Source organism: Pseudomonas syringae (assembly GCF_021605415.1).
Taxonomy (GTDB): Bacteria; Pseudomonadota; Gammaproteobacteria; order Pseudomonadales; family Pseudomonadaceae; genus Aquipseudomonas; species Aquipseudomonas syringae_S.
The window spans coordinates 1-16,565 of sequence record NZ_WKEQ01000022.1; the positions used below are offsets into that span (position 1 = coordinate 1).

Below are 16,565 nucleotides of genomic sequence, written 5' to 3' on the forward strand. Positions count from 1 at the left end.
CGAACTCAGCAGTGAAACGATGCATCGCCGATGGTAGTGTGGGGTTTCCCCATGTGAGAGTAGGTCATCGTCAAGATTAAATTCCGAAACCCCATTTGCGAAAGCAGATGGGGTTTTGTTTTGTCTGTAAAAAAATTCTCTCGCCTATCCGACGATCGCCAAGCTAACCGTTTGAGGAAATCGCCCTGAAGTAGCCGTGGGTTTTTGATATGGTGCAGCTCGCTTTTTAATGGACTGATATCACGCCCACGGATCGGCGCCCATCTTTTTGTCAAAGAGTTGCTGCAGAAATGCCTGAACCCATACCAATCAAGGATCACGAAAAAGAGACGCGCTTGGTCAACAAAAGACTCATCGCCTGCGCATTGCTGGTTTTCGCCATCAGCTGTGCGCTGGTGATACGCCTGTACATTTTGCAGGTGGTTGAGTTCGACTATCACTCGACGATCTCCGAAAACAACCGCGTTCACGTCCTGCCAATCGCCCCCACTCGAGGTCTGATCTACGACCGAAACGGCGTTCTGCTCGCTGACAATCGCCCTAGCTACAACCTGACGATTACCCGCGAGCGCGCCACCGACGTCAATCAGGAGTTGGACGAAGTCATAGACCTTTTGCATCTGCCAAGTGAAGAGCGCGCTGTCTTCGACAAGGCCATGAAGCAATCACGTCACCCCTTCACACCAGTGACGCTGTTCTACGAATTAACCGAAGAACAGATTGCCGTGCTCGCTGTAAATGAGTTCCGCTTGCCAGGGCTGGACGTTGAGCCGCAATTTGTCCGTGACTACCCATTTGGCACGCACTTCGCCCATTCGATAGGTTATGTGGGCCGTATTAATGAAAAGGAATCCAAGACCCTCGATTCGGTGGAGTACCGCGGTACCCAGTCAATCGGTAAGACAGGCATCGAGCGATTCTATGAAGCGCAGTTGCACGGCCACGTAGGCTACGAAGAAGTCGAAACAAACGCTCAGGGCCGAGTCTTGAGGGTGCTTAAGCACACTGATCCAATTCCCGGCAAAAACATCGTGCTGAGTCTCGACGTCAAACTACAGGAGGCTGCCGAAGCTGCCCTGGGCGACCGCCGAGGTTCTGTGGTGGCACTCGATCCATCCACGGGCGAGGTATTGGCCATGGTCAGCAATCCGAGTTTTGACCCGAACCTGTTTGTGACCGGCATCAGCACCAAGCAATATTCCGCGCTACGCGACTCCATCGACCGACCGCTGTTCAACCGTGTATTACGCGGACTCTACGCACCTGGCTCGACCATCAAGCCAGAAGTGGCCATCGCTGGACTCGATGCTGGCGTCGTGACGCCACAGACCCGCGTATTCGATCCCGGTTACTACCAACTACCGGACTTCGACCACAAGTACCGCAACTGGAACCACAGCGGTGATGGCTGGGTCGACATGGACGCCGCGATCATGCGCTCCAACGATACCTATTTTTATGACCTGGCCCACAAGCTCGGCATTGATCGCTTGCACGACTACATGGCGATGTTCGGCCTTGGTGAGAAGGTTTCGCTGGACATGTTCGAAGAGTCCGCAGGGCTGATGCCGTCGCAGGCCTGGAAGCGCGCCACGCGCCGCCAGGCTTGGTTCCCCGGTGAAACGGTGATCCTCGGCATCGGCCAGGGTTACATGCAGGTCACGCCGCTGCAATTGGCCCAGGCCACGGCATTGATCGCCAACAAAGGTGTATGGAACCGTCCTCACCTGGCCAAGACTGTCGATGGTGTTGCACCGGTGGATGAGCACCCGATGCCGAATATTCTGCTGAAAGACCCCCGTGACTGGGAGCAAGTCAATCACGGCATGCAGATGGTGATGCATGACGCTCGCGGCATCGCCCGGGCAGCAGCAGCGGGCGCGCAGTATCGCATTGCCGGCAAAAGCGGCACCGCGCAGGTGGTCGCGATCAAACAAGGCGAGCGCTATAACCGCGAAAAAACCCTCGAACGCCATCGCGATAACGCCTTGTTCGTGGGATTCGCTCCGGCCGAGCATCCAAAAATCGCCATTTCCGTCATGATCGAAAACGGTGAGGCGGGCGGTCGCGTCGCCGGCCCCGTAGTGCGTCAGATCATGGATGCCTGGCTACTCGATCAGGACGGTCACCTCAAACCGGAGTACGCGGCACCGACCAAGGAACCGGGCGATCCTCACGTATAGACCGCTCAGCTACTGAACCGTCAGACATGCCTGCAAGCGTTCGATGAACAGCTTCTCGGCGCGGCGCATGCGCTGGTCGCGGTTCCACAGCAGATGAATGTCCACATCCGCGATCCCTTCGCGAGGCGGCAGGCACCAGAGCAAGCCGCTCTCGTTGAGTTTTATGTGATCTGACGCGCCGCTATCGCTGGCTTGCCAGCGATGAGGCCATATAAATTCCAGAAAATCAGGCTCCAGGCACCGGGCAAGTCATATCACCCTCCTCACACTTCAAATACCGCTTCAGCGCCTCGACCCGCACTTTGGTCACGCTCGTCATACAGCTGCTGTAAATCAACGGATAAACACTACCGCCGGCTACCCCCGAAGCGGAGAACTTGCACTCGGCATCACGAAAACCAAGCCACGCCCTCTGCGCACTGACCAGCAACTTTTTGCCGTCGGGATTGTTCTTCAAGCGCCCGGTGATCTGCTGATACACCGTGTTCAGCTCCTTGTCCGCCGCTTTGTAATCCTCCCCTGCGCATTGATTCATCGTCGCTTGGTCACTGGCGTTGGCACAATCGACGGCGGCATGGGCGAGGGGGGTGAAAAGCAGTAGCGTCAGGGCCAGGAGGATGCGTGGGGACATGGGGATCTCGCTGTCGGCATTGAAAACGTCCATCAGTGTAGCGTTTTGCTCTTTTTACTGGGATTCACTTTGCTGGGATGATTCGAACAACCGCTCAGCCGTTTGTGCGATGTCTGTACCGTCGTGCAATTTCGCCAGCCACTCGCTGGGAATCGCCTTGATCCCATAATGCGCACCGGCCAGTTGGCCGACGATAGCAGCGGTGGTATCCGCATCATCGCCGAGGTTGGCGGCTTGCAGGATTGCACCGGCAAAATCGTCGGTGTGATGAAAACACCACAAGGCCGCTTCCAAGGATTCGATGCAATAGCCGCCGCCTCGAATCTGTGTAATCGGCTTTTCAAGATAATCGCCCCGAGCAATGGCGGCGACTTTGGGTTCAGAAAATGATGTCGACAGGTGTTGGCGCAGATCTGCTTTTTCGGCACCACGCAATGCGGTGGCGATCAGTCCGGCGAAGAGCTGACAACACTGGATCGCTTCCGGTGCCGCGTGAGTGGTTCGCGAGCTGTCGGCGGCGAATCGTTGGATTCGCTGCTCGTCGGGAAAGAAAAAAAGAATCACGGGCGCCAGGCGCATCAACGAGCCATTCCCTGCACTCATCGGATCTGTGGAACCGGCGAACGGCTCACCGGTTTGCTGGTAGCGGATCAGCGCCTGGCTGACGGTCATGCCAATGTCGAAGCATTGTCCGGTCGAACTCAGATACCCCCATTGCCACCAATTGAGGTAGCGGCCCATTTGATCGGCCGCGTTGAAGGCGTTTTTTGTCAGCAGGCTTTCAGCCAGACACAGCGCCATCGAGGTATCGTCTGTCCATTGACCGGGTTGTAGGTTGAACGGGCCGCCGCCAACCATGTCGGTCAATGGCATGAAGGATCCACGGGGCTTGAACTCTAGAGTCGTCCCGACCGCATCACCACAAGCCAGGCCCAGTAGGGCGCCGTGATAGCGTTCGGCAAGAGAGGGTGGCATGAATCATCCTTTTTTCGTTTGATTGCGGTTTGAACCCTAACAGTTTTACGGTGTGGGTTCGCGCACGCCATGACCGTATCGACAGGAAAAATGAGGCCGCGTGTTTCGCCGTTAATCGTCAACGACTGCCGCTTTGATACAACTTCGCATTGGACATGTGGTCATACAAGCCTAGTGTTCAGAACAGGAGGTGTCGTATGAAACCAGTACCTAACAGTTTCGAACGCAAGATCATGCTCAAGGCGTCGCGCCCGCATGTCTGGCGGGCGTTGGTTGATGCCGAAGCGTTCGGCCAGTGGTTTGGCGTGGCTCTGGAGGATCGACGCTTCATTGCCGGCGAGTGGACGCAAGGGCAGGTGACGTATCCCGGTTATGAACACGTGTTGTGGAATGTGCTGGTCGAACGGGTCGAGCCGCAGCAATTGTTCTCGTTTCGCTGGCACCCGTACGCGGTGAACCCGAAGATCGACTACTCCCAGGAGCCGACCACGCTGGTCAAGTTCGAGCTGGAAGACTTTAACGGCGAAACCCTGCTCAAGGTGTCCGAGTCCGGTTTTGCGCATATTCCTGATATTCGCCAGAAAGAGGCGTATTACATGGACAGCCGGGGTTGGGAAGAGCAACTCGGCAGGCTTGAGCATTTCCTTGTCGAAAGCGCCAAGGCGCGGGAGCGCGAGCAGGAGTGAATGGTCAATGCCTGACACGTATAAGGGTTTTCGGAAGGGCGCGAATGGCGAATGTCTTACACGCGATGGTAGCTATGTCGACTATTGCCGATTGGATCCCAAGCGTAATCTAGCCACATCAACTGAAGCACAGGGAGTGCTTCAGGATCACGGATGATCGACCAAGCAAGGATGGCGACCGACAGGGAGTCGTAATGGTCTTGGGAAAACCCGCTTCGGCGGGTTTTTTTTCGCCTGCAGGAAGTGGCCCGTGTGTAGGAGCAGCCTGCGGCCGCTCCTACACACGGGGTAGCATTTAGGACGCGATCAGCTGTCGCAGGACGTAATGCAGGATCCCGCCGGCCTTGAAGTACTCGACCTCGTTCAGCGTATCGATCCTGCATAGCACTTCGATCGTCTCCTGCTTGTTATTCTCGCGGGTGATGACCAGTTTCAGGTTCATCCGTGGCGTCAGCTCTACGTCGGTGAGGCCATGGATATCCAGGGTTTCCTTGCCGGTGAGGTTGAGGCTCTTGCGGTTCTGATCGAGCTTGAACTGCAACGGCAGCACGCCCATGCCCACCAGGTTGGATCGGTGGATACGCTCGAAGCTTTCGGCAATCACCGCTTTCACCCCCAGCAGATTAGTACCCTTGGCCGCCCAGTCGCGACTTGATCCGGTGCCGTATTCCTGGCCCGCAATCACCACCAGCGGCGTGCCAGACGCTTGATAACGCATGGCCGCGTCATAAATCGCCAATTTCTCGCCGGTTGGAATGTAGATCGTGTTGCCGCCTTCCTCGCCGCCAAGCATTTCGTTGCGAATGCGGATGTTGGCGAAGGTGCCGCGCATCATCACTTCATGATTGCCCCGCCGTGAGCCGTAGGAGTTGAAGTCACGGGGTTCCACGCCTTGCTCGCGCAAGTAGCGTCCGGCGGGGCTTTCAACCTTGATGTTGCCGGCGGGGGAGATGTGGTCGGTGGTCACCGAATCGCCGAGTAGCGCCAACACACGAGCGCCCTCTACATCTTTGATCACTGGCAATGGCCCGCCAATGTCATCGAAAAACGGCGGATGCTGGATGTACGTCGAGTCCGCTTGCCACACATAGGTTGCCGCTTGCGGCACCTCGATGGCTTGCCATTGTTCGTCGCCCGCGAAGACTTCGGCGTATTCCTTGTGGAACATCGACGTGTTGACCTTGTTCACCGCGTCGGCAATTTCCTGGCTGGTCGGCCAGATGTCGCGCAGATACACCGGGTTGCCGTTCTGATCCTCGCCCAAGGGCTCGCTGCTGATGTCGGTGCGCACGGTGCCCGCCAGCGCATAGGCGACCACCAATGGCGGCGAGGCTAGCCAGTTGGTTTTAACCAGCGGATGCACGCGGCCTTCAAAGTTGCGGTTGCCCGATAGCACCGACGCCACGGTCAGATCCGCCTTGGTCACGGCTTTTTCAATCGGTTCCGGCAAAGGCCCGGAGTTGCCGATGCAAGTGGTGCAGCCGTAGCCCACCAGCGAGAAACCCAGTTGATCGAGGTATTTCGTCAGCCCGGCAGCCTTGTAGTAATCGGTAACCACTTTTGAACCCGGTGCCAGTGAACTCTTGACCCAGGGTTTGCGGGTCAGGCCTTTTTCCACGGCTTTTTTCGCCAGTAACCCGGCGGCCATCATTACGCTCGGGTTCGAGGTGTTGGTGCACGAAGTGATCGCGGCGATGACCACCGCGCCGTTTTTCAGACGATAGGTGCGGCCCTCGGATTCATAATCCGCTTCGCCCACCAGATCGGCATTGCCCACTGCCACGCCACCGCCGCCCTCGCTTTCGAGACGACCTTCTTCTTTGCTCGTGGGTTTGAATTGCAGATCGACAAAGTCAGTAAACGCTTGCGGTACATTCGGCAGCGACACGCGATCCTGCGGACGTTTCGGCCCGGCAAGACTGGCTTCGACGCTGCCCATGTCCAGCGCCAGGCTGTCGGTGAACACCGGTTCCTGGCCGGGCAGGCGCCACAAACCCTGAGCCTTGGTGTAAGCCTCGACCAGTTTCACCACTTCCGGCGGCCGGCCGGACAAGCGCAAGTATTCGAGGGTCACTTCATCGACCGGAAAGAAGCCGCAGGTGGCGCCGTATTCCGGGGCCATATTGGCAATGGTCGCGCGGTCGGCCAAGGGCAGGTCGGCGAGGCCGTCACCGTAAAACTCGACGAATTTGCCGACCACGCCTTTCTTGCGCAGCATCTGCGTCACGGTCAGCACCAGATCGGTGGCGGTGATGCCTTCCTTGAGTTTGCCGGTGAGTTTGAAGCCGATCACTTCAGGAATCAGCATCGACACCGGTTGCCCGAGCATCGCTGCTTCCGCCTCGATACCGCCGACGCCCCAGCCGAGCACGCCGAGGCCGTTGATCATGGTGGTGTGAGAATCGGTACCGACCAACGTGTCGGGAAACGCATACGTGCGGCCGTCTTCATCTTTGGTCCACACGGTACGCCCAAGGTATTCGAGGTTGACCTGATGACAGATCCCGGTGCCCGGCGGCACCACGCTGAAATTGTCGAAGGCGCTTTGGCCCCAACGCAGGAAAGCGTAGCGCTCGCCGTTGCGCTGCATTTCAATGTCGACGTTTTGTTCGAAGGCGCTGGCGGTGGCGAATTTATCGACCATCACCGAGTGGTCGATCACCAGATCCACCGGCGACAGCGGGTTGATTCGCTGTGGATCGCCGCCAGCCTTGGCCATCGCCGCGCGCATGGCGGCGAGGTCGACCACGGCGGGAACACCGGTGAAGTCTTGCATCAGCACGCGGGCGGGGCGGTATTGAATCTCGCGGTCGGAGCGGCGCTCCTTGAGCCAGGCGGCAATGGCCTTGAGGTCGGCGCCGGTGACGGTCTTGTCGTCCTCCCAGCGCAGCAGGTTTTCCAGCAGCACTTTCAGCGACATTGGCAGTTTGTCGAGATCACCCAGGCGCTTGGCGGCATCGGGCAGGCTGAAGTAGTGGTAAGTCTTGGCGTCGATTTCTAATGTTTTGAGGGATTTCAGGCTATCGAGGGAGGGCATTGCGATCACTCCTTTGAGTCCGCACGGCTACGGACTGGGGAACGGACAGAGCTTTCAAACTAGCCCTGTTTTAGGTAGCTGGCTAATAACTGGACTCTATCGACAAGTCCAAGGTTCCGATCTCGGTTATCATGCGCCGGTTTTCGTGACAGGCATTGCTTCAATGCAAGGCTTGGGCATCGCGCAGGGCCGAATGATCGCCCCGCGCCCAGGAGTAAGAATGAACACCCTCTTTATGCATTGCCGACCTGGTTTCGAAGGCGAAGTCTGTTCCGAGATTTCCGACCTTGCCGCGCAATTGAACGTGTCAGGCTACGCCAAGGCCAAAACCGCCACCGCGTGCGCCGAATTTGTCTGCACCGAAGCAGACGGCGCCGAACGCCTGATGCGCGGCCAGCGCTTCGCCGAGCTGATCTTCCCGCGCCAATGGGCGCGCGGTGTCTTCATTGATCTGCCGGAAACCGACCGCATCAGCGTGATCCTCGCGCACATGGCCGATTTTCCGGTGTGCGGCAGTCTGTGGCTGGAAGTCGTGGACACCAATGACGGCAAGGAACTGTCGAATTTCTGCAAGAAGTTCGAAGGCCCGTTGCGCAAGGCCCTGACCGGTGCCGGCAAGTTGATCGAAGACGACAGCAAGCCGCGTCTGCTGCTGACCTTCAAGAGCGGTCGCGAAGTGTTTCTGGGCATGGCCGACGCGGGTAACTCGGCGATGTGGCCAATGGGCATTCCGCGTCTGAAGTTCCCGCGCGAGGCGCCGAGCCGTTCGACGTTGAAGCTGGAAGAGGCGTGGCACCACTTCATTCCGCGTGATCAGTGGGAAGATCGTTTGCACAGCGACATGACTGGTGTCGATCTCGGCGCCGCGCCGGGCGGCTGGACTTGGCAACTGGTCAACCGCGGCATGCTGGTGACCGCCATCGACAACGGCCCGATGGCCGAAAGCCTGATGGACACCGGACTGGTGCAGCACCTGATGGCCGATGGCTTCACCTTCAAACCGAAGCAGCCGGTGGACTGGATGGTCTGCGACATCGTCGAGAAGCCGGCGCGCAACGCCGCGATGCTTGAAGAGTGGATCGGCGAAGGCCATTGCCGCGAGGCGGTAGTCAATCTCAAGTTGCCGATGAAGCAGCGTTACGCCGAAGTGAAACGTTTGCTGGAACGCATCGCCGACGGGTTCAAGGCGCGGGGCATTAAGGTCGATATCGGTTGCAAACAGCTGTACCACGACCGCGAGGAAGTGACTTGTCATCTGCGCCGGCATGACATCAAAAAGACCAAGTCCCGCTGATCCCCAGGGTAAGGGTGACGATACACCCGGCAATACGCGACAATGCCGGCCAGTTTCAGGAGTGAGTCATGAGTGAAATGATCGATGCCCCCGTCGATGGCACCCTCGATGCCACCGGCCTTAATTGCCCGGAACCGGTGATGATGCTGCACCAGCATATTCGCGACCTGGCGCCCGGCGGACTACTCAAGGTGATCGCCACCGATCCCTCGACCCGTCGCGACATCCCGAAATTCTGCGTGTTTCTCGACCATGAACTGGTAGGGCAGCACGAAGAGGCCGGAACCTATCTGTACTGGATCCGCAAAAAAGACGCGTGAGCCTCAGGCAATGTAAAAACAACGGTGCGAGCCAGCCTGCTGGCGATGAGGCAATCCGATCAACACAATGTTGACTGATTGGCCGCCATCGCCAGCAAACTGGCTCGCACTTTTTTGCCTCGAATAAAAGACTCAGCCCATTGAACGACTGATCCGGATCCGCTTGCGCGCACTGCGAGTCAGTCGGATCGACAGCATCACCGCCGCGCAACTCAGACCGACAATCAAACCCTGCCACAAACCGCTTGGGCCACGCGGTTCGCCGAGCCAGTCGGTGAGGCCGAGGGCGTAACCCACCGGCAAACCAATGCCCCAATACGCAAACAGAGTCAGGATCATCGTCACCCGGGTGTCCTGATACCCGCGCAGGGCGCCGGCAGCGGTGACCTGGATCGCGTCGGAGAACTGGAACAGCGCCGAGTAGACAATCAGCATCGCCGCAATGTGAATCACCGTCGGGTCGGCGGTGTAGATCGACGCGATGGGCTCGCGCAGCAACAGCATCATGCTCGCTGACAGGCAGGCGTAGGCCAGCGCCGTGCCCATGCCGACACCGGCGGCGAAGCGTGCTTCACGCGGCTCTTCACGGCCCAGCGCCTGGCCGACCCGCACCGTCACGGCCATGCCCAGCGAATAAGGAATCATGAATACCAGCGAACTGACATTCAGCGCAATCTGGTGCCCGGCTACAACGGTCGCGCCAAGGCTGCCGATCAGCAGCGCGATCACGGCGAAGATGCTCGACTCGGCAAACACCGCGATGCCGATCGGCAGACCGATGGCCAGCAGGCGTTTGATCACGGCCCATTGCGGCCAGTCGAAACGGTTGAACAGTTCGCTCGAACGATAGGCCGGTGCCCAGCGCTCATAACCGGCAAGCCCCAGCGCCATCACCCACATCACAATCGCCGTGGCCCAGCCGCAGCCGACGCCGCCCATGGCCGGCACACCGAAGTGGCCATAGATAAAGATGTAATTGAGCGGAATATTCAGCGCCAGACCGCACAGCCCCAGCACCATCGCCGGCCGTGTACGCCCGAGGCCATCGCTGAAGCAGCGCAGCACGTGATAAAACGCCACCGCCGGCAAACCGCTGGCGATGCCGTGCAGGTATTGCATGCATGGGCCGATCAGTTCCGGGTCGACTTTCATCAGATGCAGAATCGGTTCGGCGCTAATCAGCATGGTGGTCGCGATCAACCCCACGACGAGCGCCAGCCACAAGGCTTGGCGGACGATCGGGCCGATCTCGCCGTGGTTGCCGGCGCCGTAACGTTGGGCGACTTTCGGTGTGGTCGCCAGCAACGTGCCGGTCATCAGCAGGAAGACCGGCACCCAGATCGAATTGCCTAACGCCACCGCCGCAAGATCCTTTGGCCCCACGCGCCCTGCCATCACTGCATCGACGAAGCCCATGGCAGTGGTCGCCAGTTGCGCGATGATGATCGGCAGCGCCAGGGCGAGCAGGTTTTTGAGCTCCAGGCGAATCCGCGCGGGGCGGGTGAGGGAAATGGCAGAAGGGCGGTCAGTTACGGAATTCACAGGCAAAGCGTCCACGAAGGTTAATGCGCAAAGCGGGGAATTCTACGCCGCTGACGCATCGGTCAGGAAAAATCCTCTGTTAGCGATTTGTAAGCGTTTTCGTGCTGCGCGGCTAGGCGGATTTACACGTCCCCATGGAGCTGCCGAAGGCTGCGATCTTTTGATCTTGATCTACAAATGCAAAATCAAAAGATCGCAGCCTTCGGCAGCTCAGTTAAACTGCCTGCCCGCCAAAGGAGCCTCCTGCCATGCTGATTGTTGCCGACGAGAACATTCCCCTGCTCGATGACTTTTTTGCCGGTTTCGGCGAGATCCGCCGAGTGTCGGGGCGCACTATTGATCGCGCCACCGTCGAACAGGCCGATGTCCTGCTGGTACGTTCGGTGACCCACGTCAATCGTGCGCTGCTGGAAGGCAGCAACGTTCGCTTCGTCGGTACTTGCACCATCGGTACCGATCACCTGGATCTGGAGTATTTCGCCGAGGCCGGCATTACCTGGTCGAGCGCGCCGGGTTGCAACGCCCGGGGCGTGGTCGATTATGTGCTCGGCAGTCTGTTGGCCCTCGCTGAACTCGAAGGCGTTGATCTGACCCGGCGCACCTATGGCGTGGTCGGCGCCGGCGAGGTTGGCGGACGGCTAATCAGGGTATTGCAAGGATTGGGCTGGAACGTCCTGGTCTGCGACCCGCCGCGTCAGGTTGTTGAAGGGGGGGACTATGTCAGCCTGGAGCAGATCGTCGAGCAATGCGACGTGATCAGTCTGCACACGCCATTGACCCGCGAAGGCGAGGGCGCGACCTGGCATTTATTCGACGAACAACGCCTGCAACAACTCAGGCCGGGCACCTGGCTGATCAATGCCGCCCGTGGCCCGGTGGTGGACAACGCCGCATTACTTGAAGTGCTGCTGCAACGCGAAGACCTGCAGGCGGTGCTCGATGTCTGGGAGGCCGAGCCTGCCGTCGATGAAGCCCTCGCCGACCTGTGCGTGCTGGCCACGCCGCACATCGCCGGTTACAGCCTGGACGGCAAGCAGCGCGGCACGGCGCAAATCTATCAGGCGTATTGCGCTTTCATTGGCCAGGCGCAATCCGTGCAATTGAACGAGTTACTGCCGGCGCCCTGGTTGTCGCACGTGACCCTGCACGCTGATGCCGATCCGGCCTGGGCGCTGGCAATGTTGTGTCGCGGTGTATACGACCCGCGCCGGGACGACGCGGATTTTCGTCGCAGCCTCATCGGCAGCCCCGCCGAACAGCGCGCTGCGTTCGATGTGTTGCGCAAGCAATATCCGTCGCGACGGGAGATCGATAGTTTGCAGGTGCGAATCGAAGGCGATTCGCCAGCGCTGCGCCAGATCGTCATCGCATTAGGCGCCACGGTCCTGTAACGCAACCTTCGGCAGCTCCACACGGTTTATGAATCACGAATTACGAATCGTCGATCACAAATCCGACAGACAGAAAAAACCCGGCCACCAGGCCGGGTCAGGAAGACGTTGGCTATATCACTCTTGTTCGGCAGGCTTGACCAATCGCTGTTCCAGTTCGCGGCAAGCGTCCTGAATCATGTCTTCAGTGATCGGTACTTCACGCCCGTCCTTATCGATCATCGAGCAACCCAGAGGCTGGCCGGGCTGGGTGCGGATCACTTCAATTCTGTCTTCGCTGCTGTGTTGCAAGGACATGGCCTGTCTCCTCATCAGGTTGTGTGCCTAGATTAAAACCGCCAGGTGACCGGGCGATGACATCTCCCTGCGGTCTGTCCGGAACGGCATCTCCACTCAAACAGAAATGACCGTTTGCCTCAACCCGAACGTTAGACCGATAGTGTCTAGCGGCTAGTCTTGCCGGACATAATTAACCTGACTCATTGTGATTTACAGAGTTCCACGTTCGTTGAACCTGTAGGCTGGCCCCATCCCTCAGCACAAGACGTGAACCTGAATGATCTCTTTGCTTTCCTCTCGCCACCGACGCGCGCTGCGCTTGGCCAGTCAATTTCTTGCGCCTTATCGCTGGCACGCATTCGGTGCGTTGCTGGCGCTGATCGTCACCGCCGGGATTACCTTATCGATGGGGCAGGGCATTCGTTTGTTGGTCGATCAAGGGTTCATGACCCAGTCTCCGCATTTGCTTAATCAAAGCATTGGCCTGTTTATGCTGCTGGTGCTCGGTCTGGCTGTGGGTACGTTCGCGCGTTTTTACCTGGTGTCATGGATCGGTGAGCGCTGCGTGGCGGACATCCGTCGGCGGGTCTTCAACCATTTGATCTATCTGCATCCGGGGTTTTACGAGAGCAACCGCAGCTCGGAAATCCAGTCGCGTCTGACCGCCGACACTACGCTACTGCAATCGGTGATCGGCTCGTCGCTGTCGATGTTCCTGCGCAATCTGCTGATGGTGATCGGCGGCATTGTGCTGTTGTTCATCACCAACCCCAAACTCACCAGCATCGTCGTCATCGCGCTACCCCTGGTAATCGCGCCGATTCTGATTTTTGGTCGTCGGGTGCGCAGCCTGTCGCGGTTGAGTCAGGATCGCATTGCCGACATTGGCAGCTACGTCTCGGAAACCCTCGGCCAGATCAAAACCGTGCAGGCCTATAACCATCAGGTGCAGGACGAACAGCGTTTTGCCGACACAGTCGAGCAGGCATTCGAAACCGCACGTAAACGCATTTTTCAGCGTGCATGGTTGATCACGCTGGTGATCGTACTGGTGCTCGGTGCAGTGGGCGTAATGCTCTGGGTCGGCGGCATGGACGTGATCGCCGGGCGCATTTCTGCCGGTGAGCTGGCGGCGTTTGTCTTCTACAGCCTGATCGTCGGTAGCGCGTTCGGTACGTTGAGCGAGGTCATCGGCGAGTTGCAACGGGCTGCGGGTGCAGCTGAGCGGATTGCGGAACTGCTGCGGTCGGAAAATGTTATTCAGCCACCTGTTACTGGGCTAGTGAAATTACCGGCGCGGGTCAGGGGCGAATTGGAGCTTCAGGATGTGCGCTTTTCCTACCCGTCGCGTTCAGAAAGCTTTGCTATCGATGGCTTGAATCTGACGGTTCGGGCGGGCGAAACCCTGGCACTGGTCGGGCCATCGGGCGCAGGCAAGTCCACGGTGTACGACTTGCTCCTGCGTTTCTACGACCCGACGGAAGGACGCATTCTGCTCGACGGCGTGCCGCTGACCCGCCTTGATCCGCTGGATCTGCGCCGCTGTTTTGCGCTGGTCTCGCAGACGCCCGCGCTGTTCTTCGGCAGCGTCGAAGACAACATTCGCTACGGCCTTCCGGGCGCAACCCTGGCACAGGTGCAGGAAGCGGCAAAAATAGCCCACGCCCACGACTTCATCGAGCAAATGCCCGACGGCTACCAGACCCATTTGGGCGACGGCGGGCTCGGCTTGTCTGGCGGCCAGCGCCAACGCCTGGCCATCGCCCGCGCCTTGTTGGTGGATGCCCCCATCCTGCTGCTCGACGAAGCCACCAGCGCCCTTGATGCACAAAGCGAACACCTGATCCAGCAAGCACTGCCGCGCCTTATGCACAATCGCACCACGCTGGTCATCGCCCATCGCTTGGCCACGGTGAAAAACGCCGACCGCATCGCGGTGATGGATCAAGGCAGACTGGTGGCGGTGGGCACGCATCAGGAACTGATTTTGAGCAATCCGCTGTATGCGCGGTTGGCAGCGTTGCAGTTCAATGATGGGCATGATGTCGAATGAATGGGCTGCTGGGGCACATGGCGCCGCCGAATGGCAATCGTTGATACTCAGCCTGTGGCGACCGGTGTTGACCTACTCGCATCGTCTGACTGAATGCGGTAAAGCCACGCTCGCAAAACTGAATTCACACTAACTTGTATTAGAACGCTTGAAAAATGCCCGCATCTGTCGATGTTGGCATTTTCATTTTGGCGAAGCAACAAGACTCGCCGCTTGAAGCCAAGGTCTTGCCGCCTCAGCCTTTATTGATCGTCAAAGTAGCGTTCGTGCCAATCCACCAGCGGTTGCGGTGAGTTGAGTTTCTGGCCGTAGATCACCGAATAAGACAGCACGTTTTGCACGTACTGGCGGGTTTCGTCGAAGGGAATGCTTTCCACCCAGACGTCGAAACTCAGGTGATCGGCGCCTCGCAGCCATTGACGGACGCGGCCGGGGCCGGCGTTGTAGGCGGCGGAGGCGAGGACGCGGTTGCCGTTGAACTGGGCGTGTACCTGACTCAGGTAAGCGGCGCCGAGCTGGATGTTTTTGTCCGGGATGAGCACTTGCTGCGGCGAAGCCAGCGGAATGCTGAATTTGCGCGCGGTTTCTTTGGCGGTGGCGGGCATCAATTGCATCAGGCCGCTGGCGCCAACGCCGGAGCGGGCATCATCCATGAAGGCGCTTTCCTGACGGGTGATGGCGAACACCCAGCTCGAATGCAGGCCGCGCACTTTGGCTTCTCGCACCAACGTTTCGCGGTGAGCCATCGGGAAACGGATGTCAAGATCGTCCCAATACTGCGCTTGGCTGATGGTGCGGATCGCCGGGAAATACCATTTCAAGTCGTACGCCAGTTTCGCCTGGGCGACCATTTCGTCGCGGTTGAAATGCCGGCTGACGTGATACCACTCGCGGCGGCCATCGACGATTTGCCCGCGTGCATGGAATTCCAGCGCACGACGCACACCCGGCGTATTGCGCACTTTGTTGATCAAGGCCTGGCTGAGCACCAGCGGCTTGTTGTTCAGGGAGTAAGGCGATTGTGAGCGGTCGGCGGCGAGGAAGCCGTAGAAGTCTCGTTCGCGCGCGAGGTTCTTGTACAGGGTTTGCGCTTCCGGGTTTTTCGGTTGCGCGAGTTCGAGGCTACGGGCCTGCCAGTAGCGCCAGCGGTTAGTGGTCGCCAGATCCTGCGGCAAGCGGCGGGTCAACTGATAGGCGTCGTCCCAACGCGCGAGGCGCAAAAGCAGACGCAGACGCCATTCGGACACCGTGTTGTCGCGCAGTTCCGGGTCATATTTGGTCATGACATCCAGCGCGCGGCCATCGAAACGACGAGCGAGGGTCAAACCAATTTCCCGGGCGATCGCGACTTTTTCATCACGGGAGAAATGCATGCTGCTGGCATAACCGTCGAGCAGTGCCATGGCCTTGTCCGGATTCTGACGGGCGAGACGGCGCAGGCCGAGGCTGACCACATCGGACATCGGCTCGTCGGCCGGGGTGAAGCGCGACGGCTGATTGAGCAGTTCCGGTTTTTGCGCCACGTCCACCAGCAGCCGACCGCGTGGGGCCAACGTGGTCAGGCCGTTGACCAGGCTGTTGGCCAGCGGATAGTTGCGTGCCTGGGCGGCGAGTTTGGTGCGTTCCCAGCGTTTCTGTTCGGTCAGTTGGCCGTCGGCGGCCCAGATGCCGAACAGCGCATCGCATGCCGCCGGCTGAGACTTGCCGGTCAGCCAGAGTTTGTCGGCATTGGCGTAGCCTTCGGCTTTTTTGTCATGGGTGATCTGGTATTGCGCGTTGAGGCAGTCCAGTTCGGTGAAATTCAGTTTAGGGTCGTAATATTTGACGAAGGTCGCCCAGTCGCCGCGATCCGCCAGCCAGCGCAACCAGCGCAGCTTCATCCAGTTGGCCTGGGGCAGGTCGCCGTGTTCAGCGAGGAATTTCTCGATCTCCGCGTTGCTCGCCGTTTTCAGGCGCGCGGTCAGTTCGTCGTAGGCCAGATACGGTTCAAGCGGGTAATCGGCCAAAGCCTGGCTATAACGGAAATACGGGCCGGTATCGCCCTTGGCCAAGGCGCGTTTGGCTTCATCGTAGTACTGGCGTTGGGTGGAAAGATCCACCGCCTGGGCGGATTGAACGGCAGCGGCGGTAAGTAAAAAACATGACAAAACACTAAGAAGGCGACTGCGCATGAG

The 16,565-nt window shown here is 58.9% G+C and carries 12 protein-coding genes, 1 rRNA gene and 1 pseudogene; 7 read left to right on the top strand and 7 right to left on the bottom strand.

Translation table 11 applies throughout. The features are described 5' to 3' along the window. Nucleotides 1-76: ribosomal RNA gene (gene rrf / locus GIW69_RS26405) — 5S ribosomal RNA — on the top strand; the annotation flags it as partial. A gap of 214 nt (nucleotides 77-290) precedes the next feature. Continuing rightward, on the top strand, nucleotides 291-2,183 hold the full coding sequence (gene mrdA / locus GIW69_RS16155) for a penicillin-binding protein 2 (protein WP_236483756.1): 1,893 nt from the start codon (nucleotides 291-293) through the stop codon (nucleotides 2,181-2,183). 9 nt (nucleotides 2,184-2,192) lie between these two features. Here the strand turns inward: mrdA and GIW69_RS16160 are convergent. The 3 genes and pseudogenes from GIW69_RS16160 to GIW69_RS16170 all read right to left on the bottom strand — a co-directional run. Beyond that, nucleotides 2,193-2,336, bottom strand: a pseudogene (locus GIW69_RS16160) (LysR family transcriptional regulator); the annotation flags it as partial. A gap of 73 nt (nucleotides 2,337-2,409) precedes the next feature. Then, on the bottom strand, nucleotides 2,410-2,814 hold the full coding sequence (locus GIW69_RS16165) for a lysozyme inhibitor LprI family protein (protein ID WP_236483879.1): 405 nt from the start codon (nucleotides 2,812-2,814) through the stop codon (nucleotides 2,410-2,412). 54 nt (nucleotides 2,815-2,868) lie between these two features. After that, on the bottom strand, nucleotides 2,869-3,789 hold the full coding sequence (locus GIW69_RS16170; RefSeq protein WP_236483758.1) for an ADP-ribosylglycohydrolase family protein: 921 nt from the start codon (nucleotides 3,787-3,789) through the stop codon (nucleotides 2,869-2,871). A 197-nt stretch (nucleotides 3,790-3,986) separates the two neighbouring features. Between GIW69_RS16170 and GIW69_RS16175 the strand changes: the two genes are divergently transcribed. Next, nucleotides 3,987-4,475 carry an SRPBCC family protein gene (locus tag GIW69_RS16175; protein ID WP_236483760.1) on the top strand — a complete coding sequence of 163 codons (489 nt, stop codon included), beginning with the start codon at nucleotides 3,987-3,989 and terminating at the stop codon, nucleotides 4,473-4,475. A gap of 295 nt (nucleotides 4,476-4,770) precedes the next feature. Here GIW69_RS16175 and acnA read toward each other — a convergent pair whose 3' ends face one another. Beyond that, nucleotides 4,771-7,512, bottom strand: coding sequence for an aconitate hydratase AcnA (gene acnA / locus GIW69_RS16180; protein WP_236483762.1), 2,742 nt, complete (start codon nucleotides 7,510-7,512; stop codon nucleotides 4,771-4,773). 220 nt (nucleotides 7,513-7,732) lie between these two features. Here acnA and rlmM point away from each other — a divergent pair, with 220 nt between their 5' ends. Together rlmM and tusA are read left to right on the top strand one after the other, a co-directional pair. Beyond that, the gene (gene rlmM / locus GIW69_RS16185) at nucleotides 7,733-8,806 is read left to right on the top strand and encodes a 23S rRNA (cytidine(2498)-2'-O)-methyltransferase RlmM (RefSeq protein WP_236483763.1); all 1,074 of its coding nucleotides are present in this window, start codon (nucleotides 7,733-7,735) and stop codon (nucleotides 8,804-8,806) included. 68 nt (nucleotides 8,807-8,874) lie between these two features. Continuing rightward, on the top strand, nucleotides 8,875-9,126 hold the full coding sequence (gene tusA / locus GIW69_RS16190; RefSeq protein ID WP_236483765.1) for a sulfurtransferase TusA: 252 nt from the start codon (nucleotides 8,875-8,877) through the stop codon (nucleotides 9,124-9,126). Nucleotides 9,127-9,258: 132 nt separating this feature from the next. Here the strand turns inward: tusA and GIW69_RS16195 are convergent, their stop codons facing one another. After that, a complete protein-coding gene (locus GIW69_RS16195; protein ID WP_236483767.1) occupies nucleotides 9,259-10,668 on the bottom strand; it encodes an MATE family efflux transporter in 1,410 nt (469 codons plus the stop codon). Between the two features lie 248 nt (nucleotides 10,669-10,916). Here GIW69_RS16195 and pdxB point away from each other — a divergent pair, with 248 nt between their 5' ends. Next, entirely contained in the window at nucleotides 10,917-12,059 is a 1,143-nt protein-coding gene (gene pdxB, locus GIW69_RS16200) for a 4-phosphoerythronate dehydrogenase PdxB (RefSeq protein ID WP_236483769.1), read from the top strand. A 117-nt stretch (nucleotides 12,060-12,176) separates the two neighbouring features. On the opposite strand, the gene GIW69_RS16205 is transcribed toward pdxB, so the two are convergent. Further along, nucleotides 12,177-12,356, bottom strand: coding sequence for a PA1571 family protein (locus GIW69_RS16205; protein WP_236483771.1), 180 nt, complete (start codon nucleotides 12,354-12,356; stop codon nucleotides 12,177-12,179). A gap of 259 nt (nucleotides 12,357-12,615) precedes the next feature. Here GIW69_RS16205 and GIW69_RS16210 point away from each other — a divergent pair, with 259 nt between their 5' ends. Further along, entirely contained in the window at nucleotides 12,616-14,391 is a 1,776-nt protein-coding gene (locus GIW69_RS16210; protein ID WP_236483773.1) for an ABC transporter transmembrane domain-containing protein, read from the top strand. A 242-nt stretch (nucleotides 14,392-14,633) separates the two neighbouring features. On the opposite strand, the gene GIW69_RS16215 is transcribed toward GIW69_RS16210, so the two are convergent. After that, nucleotides 14,634-16,562 carry a transglycosylase SLT domain-containing protein gene (locus tag GIW69_RS16215; protein WP_236483775.1) on the bottom strand — a complete coding sequence of 643 codons (1,929 nt, stop codon included), beginning with the start codon at nucleotides 16,560-16,562 and terminating at the stop codon, nucleotides 14,634-14,636. Between the last annotated feature and the right edge of the window lie 3 nt (nucleotides 16,563-16,565).

What these genes read in the sequence shown, in the direction of transcription:
- mrdA (WP_236483756.1), top strand. Translation starts at nt 291, where the DNA reads ATGCCTGAACCCATACCAATCAAGGATCACGAAAAAGAGACGCGCTTG.
- GIW69_RS16165 (WP_236483879.1), bottom strand. Translation starts at nt 2,814, where the DNA reads ATGTCCCCACGCATCCTCCTGGCCCTGACGCTACTGCTTTTCACCCCC.
- GIW69_RS16170 (WP_236483758.1), bottom strand. Translation starts at nt 3,789, where the DNA reads ATGCCACCCTCTCTTGCCGAACGCTATCACGGCGCCCTACTGGGCCTG.
- GIW69_RS16175 (WP_236483760.1), top strand. Translation starts at nt 3,987, where the DNA reads ATGAAACCAGTACCTAACAGTTTCGAACGCAAGATCATGCTCAAGGCG.
- acnA (WP_236483762.1), bottom strand. Translation starts at nt 7,512, where the DNA reads ATGCCCTCCCTCGATAGCCTGAAATCCCTCAAAACATTAGAAATCGAC.
- rlmM (WP_236483763.1), top strand. Translation starts at nt 7,733, where the DNA reads ATGAACACCCTCTTTATGCATTGCCGACCTGGTTTCGAAGGCGAAGTC.
- tusA (WP_236483765.1), top strand. Translation starts at nt 8,875, where the DNA reads ATGAGTGAAATGATCGATGCCCCCGTCGATGGCACCCTCGATGCCACC.
- pdxB (WP_236483769.1), top strand. Translation starts at nt 10,917, where the DNA reads ATGCTGATTGTTGCCGACGAGAACATTCCCCTGCTCGATGACTTTTTT.
- GIW69_RS16205 (WP_236483771.1), bottom strand. Translation starts at nt 12,356, where the DNA reads ATGTCCTTGCAACACAGCAGCGAAGACAGAATTGAAGTGATCCGCACC.
- GIW69_RS16210 (WP_236483773.1), top strand. Translation starts at nt 12,616, where the DNA reads ATGATCTCTTTGCTTTCCTCTCGCCACCGACGCGCGCTGCGCTTGGCC.
- GIW69_RS16215 (WP_236483775.1), bottom strand. Translation starts at nt 16,562, where the DNA reads ATGCGCAGTCGCCTTCTTAGTGTTTTGTCATGTTTTTTACTTACCGCC.